This window comes from Flavobacterium sp. N3904 (genome assembly GCF_025947305.1).
In the GTDB taxonomy this organism is placed as follows: domain Bacteria; phylum Bacteroidota; class Bacteroidia; order Flavobacteriales; family Flavobacteriaceae; genus Flavobacterium.
The window spans coordinates 2,611,751-2,627,873 of record NZ_CP110009.1 but is presented as its reverse complement, the minus strand read 5'-3'; the positions used below and the strand labels follow the sequence as shown (position 1 = coordinate 2,627,873).

Sequence of the window (16,123 nt, the reverse complement as noted above, 5' to 3'; positions counted from 1 at the left end):
AATTTAAGAAAACGTTATAGTATTAAAACTGATATTTATCATGAAATCACTTGTTTTTGCATAAAATTTAAAATAATTGACATAAATTAATAAATATCAAATAAAAGATTAATTTACTGATTATTCCATACGTTATTTAACGGAGTAGCATCCATAAATATACCATTATCAATAGAAATCAATTTTATTTTTTTAGTGGAATTAAAAGAAATTACTGTATTTTTTTGATTGGTTTCCCAAATGGCCGGATTTTGATGCAAAGTCTCTTTCGAATCATCATTATACACTACTACGACATCAAAAGGAATAGCAAAACCACCTACATTTTTGATCGAAATATTTGTTTTTGAATTTAAGCTTTCCACTTTATCGATTGCCAGATCAATATGATTGTTGGTAAAAAACCAATTATTGAAAAACCAATTTAAATTTTTACCCGAACTGGTATTGATGCAATTAAAAAAGTCCCAAGGAATTGGATGTTTCCCGTTCCAGGTATCCATATAAAAATGTAATGATTTTTTGAATTGATCGTCTCCTAACATATCTTTCAAGGCGAGATAAGACAGAGAAGCTTTACCGTATGAATTATTTCCATATCCCGCATCCGAAACCTGAGTCGACATCGAAATTATAGGCTGGTCTTCTTCTGTTGATTTGTCATTTATATAGTAATCGACTCTGAACTCTTTGTAAAATTTATCGGCAGCTTCCTTTCCATGTTCAGCGATACCTATTAAGTATTCAAAAGTGGTAGCCCAACCTTCATCCATAAATGCATATCGGGTTTCATTTATTCCCATATAAAACGGAAAATAAGTGTGTGCTATTTCATGATCCTGCACCAATTGGGCAAAAACTGCGTCACCAACTTGAGAATCATTGACCATCATTGGGTATTCCATATCGGCAAATCCCTGAAAAGCGGTCATTTTGGAATATGGATACGGAATTCCAGGCCAATTATTGGAGAACCAAGCCAATGCATAATTATTATTTTTGACAGAGTTTATAAAATCAGTTCCTTTTATATCATAAGCAGCCTGTGTACTTGTACGTCGATTGGTTTTGGTATCTACAACAACGCTTCCTGCATCCCATACATAATGATTGCTCAAAGCAAAACAAACATCAGTAATGTTGTTGGCTTGAAATTTCCAGCTATTCCAATCTTTCTGTTGGGTTACACGTCCCTCTTTCATTTCTTTCTCATTGGCTATATGCATTACCTCATCTGTTGTATATGATTTTTTTAAGCGGGAAGCAAACTCAGACTGCAAGACTTCGTCTGGATTCAATAAATCCCCTGTTCCATAGACCACGTAATTTTTGGGTGCTTTTACCGTATAAGTGTAGTCATTGAAGTCGTTATAAAACTCTTGGCGGTCGGTATGAGGCAATCTGTCCCATTTGTTATAATCGTCAAAAACAGACACTCTAGGATAACTGTACGCAACATAAAAAGTAGTTTCATCAATTTGACCCTCTCTTCCGCTCTCTTTCGATAATGGATAATTCCATTCTATTTCAAGAGTCGCCTTAGACTTTGGAGGCAAAGGCTTCTTCATTTTAACGTTACCTACAGTCCCCCATTTTCTGGCATCTTCTTTGTATACTTCTCCATTTATTTTTAATAAAGTAATTGTTAATCCATTGGATAAAAAATCATCGCTAACATTGCCACTTCGAGGAGAAGAGGGCTTATGCAAATTATTTACAAATCTGATTACCATGTTTTTTAAAGTATCGTTACTATTATTTTCATAAATGATACTTTCTGTGCCACTTACAATTTTAGTATCAGCATTTACAGTAATATCCATTGTGTAAACACCATGATTTTGCCAGTAATTCTTACCTGGTTTACCATCCATAGAACGGGTTCCTTTTGCATAGGCTTCTTTGATATTTCGAGGCATGTATAGTTCTTGGGCAAAACTGCTTTGCACAAAGAAAAAAATGGTCAATAATAGTTGCAATAGAATTTGTTTTTTCATTTTTAGATTGTTTGGTTTTGATGATTTTTACTAATAACAAAAAGTAAGTCTAAAAATGACGTTTTTTGTAACAAAAAAAATACATTTTTTATATACACTATCAAAATATCTTGACAAAACATACTGATTCAGAACTGTTTTTTTTAACTTTTGCGCTATTACAAATGATAAAAAGCTTTTATAAGAAAACGAATCAATAGGTACAAAATAGTAGTTATTAAAGCCAAAGCGATACTCAAAGTGATAAGATTAATGACTATATTGGGAATGAATTTTAATTTGGGATGAACATAATAAGGTTCACGATGCAAACGTTCGTGGACACTTTTGGCAACTATTTTTATTTTCTTTTTAATATTTTTTGTTTTAATAAATTTATCAAAATCAATTAAACTATAAGGAAACAACACTTATTCAATAGTTTGCATATTGAAAAACAGCAAAGTAACTGCTCCTACAAATATACACAATTTACAAGCACCACTTTACTATCAATCTAGAAAACAGTTAATTATATAAAATTATAACTCAGTCGGTTGAAATTTTAAGCAAAAAAAAACCGTCTCATTCCAAGAAATGAGACGGTTTTAAATAGTATAAAGGCGATTACAAAATATAATCAGTATTGATGAAATTCGATTCTTTGCTGTTTAACAATTCCTGCAAAATTTCATTATTATAAGCATTGTCTTTAGACGCTACAAAAGTCCTGATTGAGAATGAACGCAATGCATCATGAATACTCAATGTCCCAAAAGCAGAATCTTTTCTTCCTGTAAACGGGAAAACATCTGGTCCTCTTTGGCAAGAGCTATTCAAGTTTACTCTACAAACCAGATTTACCAAAGTATCAATAAGCGGCGCAATGGTTTTGATGTTTTTACCAAACAAACTCACTTGTTGTCCGTAATTCGATTCAGCCATATCGTTTAATGGTTCCTGGATATCTTTGAAAGTCAAAACGGGTACTACTGGACCAAATTGCTCTTCATGATACACTCTCATCTCTTTATTTATAGGAAACAAAATGGCTGGAAAAATAAAATTATCGGTATGTTCTCCTCCTTTTGCATTGATTACTTTTGCTCCTTTAGCGGTCGCATCGTCAATCAATTCTTGAATATAGGCCGGTTTTTCGGTTTCAGGAAGCGGTGTCAAAGAAACTCCTTTCTCCCATGGGTTTCCAAAAGCAAGAGCATCTACTTTTTCAGCAAAACGTTTGTTGAATTCGGCAGCAATATTTTCGTGAACATAAATAATTTTCAAAGCTGTACATCTTTGACCATTAAAAGATAAAGTTCCTGCAATACATTCTTGAATTGTCAAATCCAAATCGGCATCCGGTAGAATAATAGCTGGATTTTTGGCTTCCAATCCCAAAACTAGACGCAATCTGTTTTTATTTGGATGCTGATCTTGCAAAGCAATAGCCGATTTACTGTTTCCGATCAAAGCTAAAATATCAACTTTTCCAGATTTCATTATTGGCGAAGCAATTTCACGTCCTCTTCCATAAACAATACTAATTACCCCTTTTGGGAAACTGCTTCTAAAAGCTTCCAACAATGGAGAAATTAAAAGGACACCATGTTTTGCCGGTTTAAAAATTACAGGATTCCCCATAATTAAAGCTGGAATAAGCAAGGTAAAAGTTTCGTTTAATGGATAATTGTATGGTCCAAGGCACAAAACCACTCCAATTGGTCCTCTACGTACCATAGCATTGATTCCTTGTACTTTAGAAAAATGTGCCGAACGGCTGTTCAATTCTTTATAGCTTTCGATGGTATCATTAATATACTCTACCGTTCTGTCAAATTCTTTTTCAGAATCACCCAATGTTTTCCCAATTTCCCACATCAAAAGTTTCACAACTTCAGTACGGGTTTCCTTCATTTGGGCCACAAACTTTTCCATACAATGAATACGATCCACCACTTTCATGGTTGGCCATAAACCTTGTCCGTTATTAAAAGCAGCTTTTGCGGATTCGGCTACTTCAAGCGCCTCGGCCTCGCCCATAAACGGAATAGAACCCAATAATGTTGGTTCATATTTTTCAGTTGAAGAAATTGTAGAATATACTGGGGTTGTTTTTCCAGTCCATTTTTTTAATTCACCATTTACCAAATAAGTATCTTGAATAAGCGGTTCTGTAATTTGAAATTCTTGAGGTATTGTGTTCATTCCTGGTTATTTTGGTTGTTTTGGTTATTTATTTTTAAATTTATAAAGAGGCTTATACTTCTTTGTGTTTGGTGTTAAACTATATCACCATTCCATTCGATAATTCCCCCGAGTAAATTATAGGCATTTTCAATTCCTAATTCATTCATCATTTCGCATGCTTTTGCACTTCTCGCTCCTGAACGGCAATACACATAATAATTTTTATTTTTATCCAATGCTGCAATCGCATCAATAAACTCCTGACCCTTATGAAAATCAATATTGATAGAACCTTCTATTATACCTTGATCACATTCGTCTTCTGTTCTCACATCCAGCATTACTGCTTTCTCATCGGCTTCAAATTGTGAAATCCAATCTTCTTGTGTTAAATTCATATCTGTAAAATTTATTTATTATTGGTCAAATCTGAAATCGCCTTATTATTGATTGCTAGTGCTTACGCAAATTTGCCATCAGTGGCAATTTCATAATATATATTTTTATGTAAAAATACGAGTTTTTCCTTAAACAAATCACCTCTTTTTTGTGAATTAATCAATAAAACAAAGAAAACGTTTTCGTAAAAATCAATATTCAGTGAATCACAATATCTGTTATTTATAGTTTAAAATCAGGACTTAATTATCCGATTCTTTTCTGTAATTCATAATTTATTATAGGCACTTCCCTTTGCAATTAATAAAAACATCTCCTTTTTTATTACTTTTACAGTATTGGTATCTCAACTAATTTTAAAATCAAGACAAAAATGCCAGAGCAACTAAAAAACATATTTCCTTCCTTCTCAAACCAGCTGATACAAGATATAAAGACAAACGAAGTCATCAAGCATTTTGATGCTGGAGAAGTCATTATGCGCACAGGACAATACATTAAAAACACTATTTTGGTTACCAAAGGAACTATCAAAGTGTATCGTGAAGATGATGATGGTGGTGAGTTTTTTATGTATTACCTTCAGCCTGGTCAAGCTTGTGCGCTCTCAATGGTGTGTGCGACCAAGAATGAAAAGAGCCAAATTATGGCCAAGGTGGTTGAAGATGCCGAAGTGGTTATGGTTCCTTTATCCTTGATGGACAAATGGATGATGGAACATCGAAGTTGGTATGAATTTGTGATTGGTACTTATCGAAATCGTTTCGAAGAAGTATTGGAAGTTATTGACAGCATCGCCTTTAGAGCTATGGACGAACGCCTTGAATTTTATCTAAAACGACAAGTAGAAGCCTGTGGATGCAAGGAACTGAAACTTTCGCACCAAGAAATCGGATCGGATTTGAATACCTCCAGAGAAGTGATTTCGAGATTACTCAAAAAAATGGAACAACGTGGTTTGGTCGTTTTGCATCGCAACCAGATTGAGATATTGATGTAAATACTTAGTAGTCAGTGGTCAGTTTTTTTCAGTATTCAGTTGACTCCTACTATAGTTTACCGAAAAACTGCTAACTGATCTCTCAAAAACTGAACACTGAACACTATTAAAAAACTGTGACAAAAGTTACTTTACATCAACAATAGTCTTTGCATCTTTGACACAAATAAAAAAACATGGAATACTTCGGTTATTTGGCTTCAATAATTATTGGGCTCTCTTTAGGTCTCATCGGTGGTGGTGGTTCTATTTTGACTATTCCTATATTAGTTTATCTGTTCAAAATAGATCCTAAATTGGCTACTAGTTATTCATTATTTATTGTCGGAATTACTGCTTTATCAGGTTGTTTCAGTCATTATCGAATGGGAAATCTCAAAATCAAATCGGCAATGTATTTTGCGGTTCCATCTGTATTTTCCATATTGGTTATTCGAGAAGTGATCATTTTAAAGATTCCCAATGTACTTTTTACGATAAATAATTTTGAGGTCACCAAAAATTTTCTGATCATGATTATTTTTGCTGTCCTGATGATGGCAGCTTCTTTTTCTATGATTCGTAAAACCAATTCTAATATAGAATCTACTGGAACTAATTATTTGCATTTAGCTTTAATTGGCTCCGTGGTTGGAATTGTAACTGGTTTTTTGGGTGCGGGCGGAGGATTTTTAATTATTCCAGCTCTTTTATTTTTCGCTAATTTACCTATGAAACAGGCTGTTGGAACTTCATTATTAATCATTTTTATTAATTCCTCCATTGGTTTTGTTGGTGATTTATATATTGGAACACCAATCAATTATCCTTTCTTATTCACTATTTCAGGTATGGCTTTTATCGGGATGATTATTGGTACACAGTTGTCCAAAAAATTAGACGGTGACAAATTGAAACCCATTTTTGGTTGGTTCATTTTGATCATGGGAATTTATATCATTATCAAAGAAATTTTATTCAAATAAACTTACGTTAAAGTAATTTTTGTCACTGAAAATATCATAAAACAGAAGTAACTTTGTATCACATTAAAATTAAAATCATGCAAATAGAACAAATATATACTGGCTGTCTAGCACAAGGCGCATATTACATCACTTCAGATGGCGAAGCGGCTATAATTGACCCGCTTAGAGAAACACAACCCTATTTGGACAGAATCGAACGTGATGGTGTCAAATTGAAATATATTTTCGAAACCCATTTTCACGCTGATTTTGTTTCTGGCCATTTGGATTTAAGCAGAGAAACCGGAGCAAAAATTGTTTATGGACCAACCGCAAAGCCTGAATTTGAAGCCACAGTTGCAACGGATAATCAAATTTTTGAAATTGGAAATATCAAAATAAAAGTACTGCATACTCCAGGTCATACCATGGAAAGTTCTACTTTTTTATTAATCGACGAAAACGGAAAAGATTATGCTATTTTCTCTGGCGATACTTTATTTATAGGTGATGTCGGAAGACCCGATTTAGCTCAAAAAGCAGCTGGGATGACACAAGAACAGTTGGCCGGATTGTTATTTCATTCGTTAAGAGATAAAGTCATGACACTTGCAGATGATGTCATAGTGTATCCTGCTCATGGTGCCGGAAGTGCCTGTGGAAAAAACATGAGCAAAGAAACTGTTTCGACCATTGGAAACCAAAAAGCGACCAATTATGCTTTGAGAGCCAATATGACCGAAGCCGAATTCATCAAAGAAGTTACTGATGGTCTTCTTCCTCCTCCTGCCTATTTTGGAATGAATGTGGCTATGAATAAAAAAGGATACAATAGTTTTGAAAACGTAATGGATCTAGGCATGAAAGCATTAACCGTAAACGAATTTGAAGCTACCGCAGACGAAACGGGCGCCTTAATTCTAGATACTCGAGACAATGGAGTATTTGCCAAAGGTTTTATTCCTCAATCCATAAACATTGGTGTCGATGGCGATTTTGCCCCCTGGGTAGGCGCTTTGATCGCCGATGTAAAACAACCCATTTTACTGATAACCGAGGTGGGAAGAGAAAAAGAAACCGTGACACGATTGAGTCGCGTAGGATTTGATAATTTATTAGGACATTTAGAAGGTGGTTTTGAGGCTTGGAAAAACGCAGGAAAAGAAATCGACACCGTAAATAGAATCAATGCCGAACAATTTAAAAACGATCTGAAAATTGGCGAAAACAAAATAATCGACATCCGTAAAGCATCAGAATACAGCGCTGAACATATTAAAGATGCCTACAGCAAACCACTTGCTAACATCAACAATTGGATAAAAGATATTGATCCAAAAGAACATTTCTTTATGCATTGCGCCGGTGGCTACCGAAGTATGATTGCAGCATCGATTTTGCAAGCTCGTGGGTTTAGAAATTTCAGCGAAATAGAAGGCGGATTTAACGCCATCACCAAAACTGATGTTCCCAGAACAGATTTTGTTTGTCAAAGCAAAATTCAATAGCATTTAACTTAAACTTTATACAATTATAACAATTCATTAACCAATAAACACTTTTATATTATGAAAAAAAATATGGGTTCTACAGACAAATTGATCCGTTCAGTAATTGGAATCATCATTGCAATATTGTACTATGCAGGTATCATAACGGGTACACTAGCTATTGTTTTATTGGCTTTTGCAATTGTATTTTTGCTAACAAGTTTTATTAGTTTTTGTCCATTATATACACTTTTAGGAATAAACACCAATAAAAAACAATAAGAATGGATGAATTACAATGTTGTGTAGTATCCTGCGAAAAGCCTTTGGATCAAACCTATTGGAACAACCAGTATCAAGCCAATACAACCGGTTGGGACCTCGGTGAAGTTTCTCCACCATTAAAAAGCTATATTGATACTATTGAAGACAAAAACCTTCCTATTTTAATTCCCGGATGCGGAAATACCTATGAAGCGGAATATCTTCTATATAAAGGTTTTACAAACGTTACCGTTATTGATATTGCACCAACATTGATTGAAAAACTAAAAACCAAATTCAAAGATAACCCTAATATAAAAATTGTATTGGGAGACTTTTTTGAACATCAAGGCGCTTATGATTTAATAATTGAACAAACCTTCTTTTGTGCTTTGCCCCCCATCATGCGACAAAAATACGTTTGGAAAATGCATCAGCTTCTAGCTAAAGAAGGAAAAATTTCGGGTTTGTTATTTAATCGAACATTCGAAAGTGGTCCTCCTTTTGGCGGTAGCCAAGAAGAATATGAATTGCTTTTCAAAGTTAGTTTTGATTTTCTAAAAATGGAAGTTTGTCATAATTCTGCCACTCCTAGAGCTGGTTCCGAATTGTTTATCGAATTGCAAAAGAACAATGAAGTTTCCGTTAATTCATATCCTTTTGAAGGCATCACCTGTAGTGGTTGCAAAAATACCGTTTCCGAAAAGTTCACTTCCATCGAAGGAGTTTTAAACGTGAGCATGAGCAGCAATTTTGCCGAAGTATTGATAATAAGTCAAAATGAAATCCCATTAGATACTTTGCAAAAAGAAATCGCTTATGATGTAAAATATAAAATTGGATCTAAGTTTTAGAAAATAAAAAATTACTCAAACCAAAGTTAGGAGACAATTCAAATTGCAATTCCGAAATACTTTAAACTCTTAAACAACTTTAAACGATTTAAACTTTAAAACCCTTAACCTTTTTTAAACCCCAAAAAATGAAAAACCTACTTTTCACCAATTGGCATATTATGCGAATCTTTCGTTTGGCTTTTGCAATATTCCTATTCGTACAAGCGTATTACACCCGCGAATGGTTTTTCATAGCCTTCGGATTATTTTTCTTTATTCAAGCCCTTTTCAATACGGGTTGTGGTCCAAATGGATGTGCAATTCCTAAAAAATAAATACATACAAAATGAGTAGCTTCAACAATATTATTCAATCCGAGAAACCTGTATTGGTCGATTTTTTTGCAACTTGGTGTGGGCCTTGCCAAACATTGGCTCCAATATTAAAACAGGTAAAAGACAATTTGGGTGATCGTATTTCTATCATCAAAATTGACGTGGACAAAAACCAACAAATCGCTTCGCAATACCAAGTTCGGGGTGTTCCCACCATGATACTTTTTCAAAACGGCAAACAATTATGGAGGCAATCGGGGGTTCTGAGCTCAGCCGATTTAATAAAAGTAATTGTAGAAAAAAGTAATTCATGACCAGGAAAGCGATTATTATCACGAGCATCGGAATCATAATTGGTGCGATTTCCGGCTATTTATACTATCACTTTGTGGGTTGTGCTTCGGGCAGTTGCGCCATAACCTCAAAACCAGTAAACTCAACACTTTATGGTAGTTTACTTGGTGGGTTATTGTTTAATATGTTTGTAAAGGAAGAGAAGAAATAGGTAAAAAAACAATATTAGCCACTAATTTCGCAAATTAGAACAAATTAGTCAGTGGAAATCTGTTTAATCAGTGACAAAAAAATCACGAGTATTTCAACCCGAAATACTTTTTTTATTTACCTTTGTTAACCAAATGGTTAAACCATACAGTTAGTATCTATGACAACCGAAGAAAAAATATTCAATGCGGCCAGAATAGTGTTTCAAAAAAAAGGATTCGCTGGAGCACGCATGCAGGAAATTGCAGATGAAGCAGGCATAAACAAAGCAATGTTGCATTATTGTTTCAAGAACAAACAATTGCTTTTCGAAGCGGTTTTTATGAATGCCTTTAGCCAATTAGCACCACAGATTAATGCCATTTTCAATTCGGATGCAACGGTTTTCGAGAAAATTAGAAAATTTACTAACAATTACATTTCGTTTGTCATTGTCAACCCTTATTTACCACCTTTTGTAATTCAGGAAATGAACAACAATCCCGAATTTGTGATGAAGTTTTTAAATCATAAAAACAGACCCGATCCTACTCCCTTACTAGCCCAAATCGAAAAAGAAATAGCCGATGGAATCATCAAACCAATTCCTCCAAAGCAACTTTTATTAGACATTTTTTCGATGACGGTTTTCCCTTTTGCAGCCAAAATGATGGTAAAAGGAATCATTCAGCTTTCAGAAAGTGAATTTAATGAAATGATGGAAGAACGAAAAACAAGCATAGCCGAAACTATTATTAATTCGATAAAAAAATGAGCACTTCAAAATACACTTTTACAATCCTTTTTTTATTCCCACTTTTTACTTTGGCACAACAAAAAATGACACTAGAAAACTGTTATGCTCTGGTCAATAAAAATTATCCAACCGCCAAACAGATTACTTTATTGCAACAAAAATCCGATTATGAAGTGAATGCTTTACAAACTGGAAAACTTCCTAAAATCGATTTGAATGCACAAGGAACCTATCAAAATCAAGTCACAACCATACCAAATCCCTTTTTGGAACCGTTAAACAAAGACCAATACAAAGCTACTTTGGATGTTAATCAGTTGTTGTATAATGGCGGTATGATAGATGCTAATAGCAAACTCAAAGAGGCTCAAACCAAAACGCAACAACAGCAAGTCGAGGTAAATTTGTACCAACTGAAGTCCAAAATCAATCAGCTATTTTTTTCGATTTTACTTTTGCAGGAACGCAATGACCTTTTGATAGCAAAACAAAATCAATTGGAATCCAAAATAAAAGAAGTCAAATCAGGTATTCAATTTGGAGCCATTCTTCCTGCCTCCGAAAAAGTGCTGGAAGCCGAAAATCTAAAAATAAAACAACAGCTTTCCGAAATTCAATACGACAAAAAGAAGCTGTTTGAGAACCTTTCTTCCTTAACGTATTCCAATATTTCTGAAACAACTATATTAGAAAAGCCAATAATTGCAACTGAAACTAACACCACAATCAATCGTCCTGAATTGAAATATTTCGACTTGCAAGACCAACAAATTGAAGCTTCAAAAAGTATACTAACCAAAAATAATCTGCCAAAAATAAATGCCTTTGGAATAGCTGGTTACGGTAATCCGGGTCTGAATATGATTGACAATTCGTTTCAACCCATTTTTATGGTGGGATTGAGAGCCAATTGGAATGTCTTCGATTGGAACAAATCAAAATCTGAGGCAGAAGCGCTGTCTGTTTCTGCGGACATCATCGCTACCGAAAAAGAGACGTTCTTGCTCAACAACAACATTCAACTACAAGAAATCAATGCCGAAATAAAAAAATCGGAAGCCAATATTGCCACCGATACCGATATAATTCCATTACGGGAATATGTAGAAAAATCGGCCAGCTCGCAATTAAAAAATGGTGTGATTACTGCCTCCGAATATTTGACCGAATTTACCAATTTGTATGAAGCCAAAAACAGCCAAAAAATACACGAAATACAATTGGAACTCGCCAAAGCCAATTATCAGGTGGTAAAAGGCGCTCCTTAACCCCGAAAGGTTAACAGGATTAAACTCTTAAACGATTAAACTTTAAAACAAATGAAACAAATAATCATATTCTTACTCTTAGCAAGTCTGTTTTCGTGCAACAACAACGACAACAAAGCCGATGGTTATGGCAATTTTGAAGCGACCGAAGTTACCATTTCGGCGGAAGCCAATGGAAAATTAGAGTATTTAAATCTTGAAGAAGGCGACGTACTTGAACCGAATACTTTGGTAGGATTGGTCGATACAACACAATTGTATCTCAATAAACAACAACTCATTACTTCTAAAGCTACAACACATTCAAAATCGGCAAATGTGTTATCCCAAATCGATGTTTTGCAGGCACAACTCAAAACCACTTTGATAGAACAAAAAAGGATTCAGAATATGTTTTCCGAAAATGCCGCAACCAAACGTCAAGTAGATGAAATTGGAGGAAAAGTAGATGTGATCAGAGAGCAAATAAAAGGCGTTCAAACCCAAAATGCACCTATTATAAACGAAATTGCTTCGATTGATGTTCAAATTAAAAAAATAAATGACCAAATCAAGAAAAGTAAAATCACCAACCCAATTAACGCGACGGTTTTGGCCAAATATGCCGAACCCAATGAGATCACTTCCTTTGGAAAACCATTTTATAAAATAGCCAATCTCAACCAAATGACCTTGCGTGTTTATATTAGTGAAACCCAACTCCCACAAATAAAACTGAACCAAAAAGTAACCGTAAAAATCGATAACGGAAACGGAATGAAATCGTATCCTGGAACCATTTCCTGGATTTCATCGGTAGCTGAGTTTACTCCAAAAATCGTCCAAACGAAAGAAGAACGCGTAAACTTAGTCTATGCCGTAAAAGTCGAAGTGAAAAATGATGGCAGTTTAAAAATAGGAATGCCAGCCGAAATGTGGATAGCCCCCTAACCTTTCCGAAGGGAAAACAAAAATTAAACCATTAAGAAATTAAGTTTATTAAGCTTAATCCGTTAATGGTTCAAAAATTTTAAACTTTAAACTTTAAACATTTAAACTTCCTCCAAAAAAATGAGTATAAAAGTTCAAAATATTTCCAAATCGTACAACAAGATAAAAGCTGTTGAAGCTATTTCTTTTGAAGTAAAAGAAGGTGAAATATTTGGTCTCATAGGACCTGATGGTGCAGGAAAAACAACACTTTTCAGAATATTGACTACATTGCTGTTTGCCGACGAAGGAACCGCCTCCGTTGCGGGTTTTGATGTTGTAAAAGAATACAAATCCATACGGAATTGCGTGGGTTACATGCCTGGAAAATTCTCCTTGTATCAAGATTTATCGGTCGAAGAAAACTTGACTTTTTTTGCGACGCTTTTCGGCACCACCATTCAGGAAAATTACGATTTAATCAAAGATATTTACATTCAAATTGAACCTTTTAAAACCCGAAGAGCCGGCGCACTTTCGGGCGGAATGAAACAAAAACTGGCTTTGTGCTGCGCTTTAATTCATAAACCAAAAGTCTTATTTCTCGACGAACCCACAACAGGAGTGGATCCGGTTTCCCGAAAGGAATTTTGGCAAATGCTAAAGCGATTGCAACAAAAAGGAATTACGATTTTGGTTTCAACTCCTTATATGGACGAGGCCGCTTTGTGCGACCGAATTGCATTAATCCAAAAAGGGCAAATTTTAAAAATTGATTCTCCACAAAATATTATTAACAAATACGAGAAAACCATCTATGATATCCGAGCTAAAAACACCTATCAGCTCCTACTCGATCTAAAAAATTATCCGAGTCAATACAGCGTTTATGCCTTTGGGGAATCCATTCATTATACTGACAAAGAAGCTGAATTCGATTCTGATGCATTAAAAAAATATTTAAAAGAAAAAAATCATACCGAAATAGCAATCCAAATAACAAAACCAACCATAGAAGATGTTTTTATGGATTTGTAATCTATATAAAAAATGAACCGCAAAGTGCGCAAAGAATAAAATCGCAAAGTTCGCAAAGCTTTGCGTACATAGCGATTACATTGCGGTCTTTGCGGTTAAAAATATTTATAATCCAGTCGTTAGCAATTTATAAAAAAAACATTCAGAATGAACGAAGAAAAAATCATAACCGTAAAAAAACTCACTAAAGAATTTGGCAGTTTCACCGCTGTCGACAGTATTTCTTTTGATGTGTACAAAGGGGAGATTTTTGGGTTTCTGGGGGCCAATGGAGCCGGAAAAACGACAGCTATGAAAATGCTTATCGGGATTTCAAAACCCACATCTGGCGAAGCAATCGTAGCGGGATTTGATGTAAAAACCCAAGCCGAAATGGTCAAAAAAAGCATTGGGTATATGAGCCAAAAATTTTCGATGTATGACGATTTGACTATCAAGGAAAACATCACTTTTTTTGGCGGAATTTATGGCTTGTCCCGTGCTCAAATCAAAGAAAAAACAGCACAATTAATTCAAGAACTTGGCTTACATGATGTTTCTGACAAACTCGTAAAATCTTTACCACAAGGCTGGAAACAAAAACTTTCCTTTTCGGTAGCATTGTTGCACGAACCCAAAATAGTATTCCTAGACGAACCTACAGGAGGCGTTGATCCCATAACGAGAAGACAATTCTGGGAAATGATTTACTCCGAAGCACACAAAGGCACTACACTATTTGTCACAACGCATTATATGGACGAAGCCGAATATTGTGACCGAGTCTCGATTATGGTCGAAGGAAAAATAGAAGCCCTTGACAGTCCAAAAAATTTAAAACAAAAATACAATGTCGATTCCATGAATGATGTTTTCCTAAAACTCGCCAGAAATGTTGAAGCCCCCTAACCCCCAAGGGGGAACAAAAAAAATAGAAAACCATTAAGGCATTAAGGAAATTAAGTGCCGTTTTGAAACTTAATAAGCTTAATCCCTTAATGGTTCAAAAACTTGAAACCTTAAACTTGAAACAAATTTTTAATTAATGAAAAGATTCATCGGTTTTGTAACAAAAGAATTCTACCACATTTTTCGGGACAAACGTACTATGTTCATTCTTTTCGGGATGCCAATGGTACAAATTATGCTATTCGGATTTGCCATTACCAATGAAATCAATAATGTCAATATTGCTATTTTCGACCAATCCAAAGACGCCGAAACCCTACAAATAATCAATAAAATAAGTGCCTCCAAGTATTTCAAAATTCAGGATCAAATCACTCATGAAGCCCAAATAGAAAGCGTTTTTCGAACCGGAAAAATCAAAGCCGTCTTGGTGTTCGAAAAAGATTTTATTCAAAACTTACAAAACAAAAAAATAGCCAAAGTTCAGGTCATCACCGATGCCACCGACCCGAATATGGCCAATACGATTACCAATTACATCAACGCCATTTTACAGAATTACTCTCAGGAACTCAACAAAAACATCAAACCCATTTACCAAATCCAAATGCAAACCCAACTCTATTACAACCCCGAACTCAAGAGTGTTTTCACTTTTGTTCCCGGTGTGATGACGGTAATTTTGATGCTCGTTTCGGCCATGATGACGTCCATTTCGATCACAAGAGAAAAAGAAATGGGCACTATGGAAGTGCTTTTGGTTTCTCCTATAAAACCCTTTCAAGTGGTCATTGGAAAAGTATTCCCATATATTTTTCTTTCGATTATCAATGCGACAATCATATTACTTTTGGGTTTTTTCGTGTTCAAAATGCCCATCGAAGGAAGTTTGCTTTTATTGGCTTTAGAAAGTATTTTATTCATCATCACCGCATTATCCCTGGGGATTTTAATCTCCACCATCGCCCAATCCCAACAAACCGCCATGATGTTTTCGTTAGCGGGATTAATGCTTCCTGTAATCATATTGTCGGGGTTTATATTCCCCATTTCGAGTATGCCGTTGCCACTGCAAATCATGAGTAACATCATCCCCGCCAAGTGGTTTATCATCATTATCAAAGCCATCATGCTCAAAGGAGCCACCATTCATACCATCTGGAAAGAGACATTAATTCTGGTCGGAATGACGGTGTTTTTCATAGCAATAAGCATCAAAAAATATAAAATAAGATTAGAGTGAAAAAAGAAAATAGAGACAAGAACAAAGAAAAAAATTTAAAAATAATTAATAGCTAATCCTGCTATACATTGCAAGTCCTCACTCCAAAAAGTGTTTTTCT

Annotated in this window: 17 protein-coding genes; 14 read left to right on the top strand and 3 right to left on the bottom strand. The window is 34.9% G+C overall.

Features of this window, described 5'->3' with window-relative positions; genetic code table 11:
• Positions 1-113: 113 nt before the first annotated feature.
• The 3 genes from OLM57_RS11155 to OLM57_RS11145 all read right to left on the bottom strand — a co-directional run bounded on the left by OLM57_RS11155 (position 114) and on the right by OLM57_RS11145 (position 4,564).
• Entirely contained in the window at positions 114-1,997 is a 1,884-nt protein-coding gene (locus tag OLM57_RS11155) for a M1 family metallopeptidase (RefSeq protein ID WP_264563774.1), read from the bottom strand.
• Between the two features lie 606 nt (positions 1,998-2,603).
• A complete protein-coding gene (locus OLM57_RS11150; RefSeq protein WP_264563773.1) occupies positions 2,604-4,184 on the bottom strand; it encodes an NADP-dependent glyceraldehyde-3-phosphate dehydrogenase in 1,581 nt (526 codons plus the stop codon).
• Positions 4,185-4,258: 74 nt separating this feature from the next.
• Positions 4,259-4,564, bottom strand: a complete 306-nt coding sequence (locus OLM57_RS11145) for a rhodanese-like domain-containing protein (protein ID WP_264563772.1) — start codon at positions 4,562-4,564, stop codon at positions 4,259-4,261.
• Positions 4,565-4,938: 374 nt separating this feature from the next.
• Here OLM57_RS11145 and OLM57_RS11140 point away from each other — a divergent pair, with 374 nt between their 5' ends.
• The 14 genes from OLM57_RS11140 to OLM57_RS11075 all read left to right on the top strand — a co-directional run bounded on the left by OLM57_RS11140 (position 4,939) and on the right by OLM57_RS11075 (position 16,023).
• Positions 4,939-5,565 (top strand): Crp/Fnr family transcriptional regulator, encoded by a 627-nt coding sequence (locus OLM57_RS11140; RefSeq protein WP_264563771.1) that lies wholly within the window; start codon positions 4,939-4,941, stop codon positions 5,563-5,565.
• Between the two features lie 176 nt (positions 5,566-5,741).
• A complete protein-coding gene (locus OLM57_RS11135; RefSeq protein ID WP_264563770.1) occupies positions 5,742-6,530 on the top strand; it encodes a sulfite exporter TauE/SafE family protein in 789 nt (262 codons plus the stop codon).
• 77 nt (positions 6,531-6,607) lie between these two features.
• Positions 6,608-8,020 (top strand): MBL fold metallo-hydrolase, encoded by a 1,413-nt coding sequence (locus OLM57_RS11130; RefSeq protein WP_264563769.1) that lies wholly within the window; start codon positions 6,608-6,610, stop codon positions 8,018-8,020.
• Between the two features lie 60 nt (positions 8,021-8,080).
• Positions 8,081-8,284, top strand: a complete 204-nt coding sequence (locus OLM57_RS11125) for a DUF2892 domain-containing protein (RefSeq protein WP_264563768.1) — start codon at positions 8,081-8,083, stop codon at positions 8,282-8,284.
• A gap of 2 nt (positions 8,285-8,286) precedes the next feature.
• On the top strand, positions 8,287-9,120 hold the full coding sequence (locus OLM57_RS11120) for a methyltransferase domain-containing protein (protein ID WP_319800246.1): 834 nt from the start codon (positions 8,287-8,289) through the stop codon (positions 9,118-9,120).
• 128 nt (positions 9,121-9,248) lie between these two features.
• On the top strand, positions 9,249-9,437 hold the full coding sequence (locus tag OLM57_RS11115; protein WP_264563767.1) for a hypothetical protein: 189 nt from the start codon (positions 9,249-9,251) through the stop codon (positions 9,435-9,437).
• Between the two features lie 11 nt (positions 9,438-9,448).
• Complete coding sequence (gene trxA / locus OLM57_RS11110) at positions 9,449-9,751, top strand: thioredoxin (RefSeq protein WP_264563766.1); 303 nt, start codon at positions 9,449-9,451, stop codon at positions 9,749-9,751.
• Complete coding sequence (locus OLM57_RS11105) at positions 9,748-9,942, top strand: DUF6132 family protein (RefSeq protein WP_264563765.1); 195 nt, start codon at positions 9,748-9,750, stop codon at positions 9,940-9,942. Before trxA ends, OLM57_RS11105 begins: the two co-directional genes overlap by 4 nt.
• 159 nt (positions 9,943-10,101) lie before the next feature.
• Positions 10,102-10,695 (top strand): TetR/AcrR family transcriptional regulator, encoded by a 594-nt coding sequence (locus tag OLM57_RS11100; RefSeq protein WP_264563764.1) that lies wholly within the window; start codon positions 10,102-10,104, stop codon positions 10,693-10,695.
• Complete coding sequence (locus OLM57_RS11095; RefSeq protein ID WP_264563763.1) at positions 10,692-11,945, top strand: TolC family protein; 1,254 nt, start codon at positions 10,692-10,694, stop codon at positions 11,943-11,945. Before OLM57_RS11100 ends, OLM57_RS11095 begins: the two co-directional genes overlap by 4 nt.
• A gap of 51 nt (positions 11,946-11,996) precedes the next feature.
• Positions 11,997-12,875: an HlyD family secretion protein gene (locus tag OLM57_RS11090; RefSeq protein WP_264563762.1), complete on the top strand. Its 879-nt coding sequence runs from the start codon at positions 11,997-11,999 to the stop codon at positions 12,873-12,875.
• Between the two features lie 120 nt (positions 12,876-12,995).
• Positions 12,996-13,892, top strand: a complete 897-nt coding sequence (locus OLM57_RS11085; RefSeq protein WP_264563761.1) for an ABC transporter ATP-binding protein — start codon at positions 12,996-12,998, stop codon at positions 13,890-13,892.
• Between the two features lie 147 nt (positions 13,893-14,039).
• Positions 14,040-14,780, top strand: a complete 741-nt coding sequence (locus tag OLM57_RS11080) for an ABC transporter ATP-binding protein (RefSeq protein ID WP_264563760.1) — start codon at positions 14,040-14,042, stop codon at positions 14,778-14,780.
• Positions 14,781-14,916: 136 nt separating this feature from the next.
• Positions 14,917-16,023 (top strand): ABC transporter permease, encoded by a 1,107-nt coding sequence (locus OLM57_RS11075; protein WP_264563759.1) that lies wholly within the window; start codon positions 14,917-14,919, stop codon positions 16,021-16,023.
• Positions 16,024-16,123: the final 100 nt, after the last annotated feature.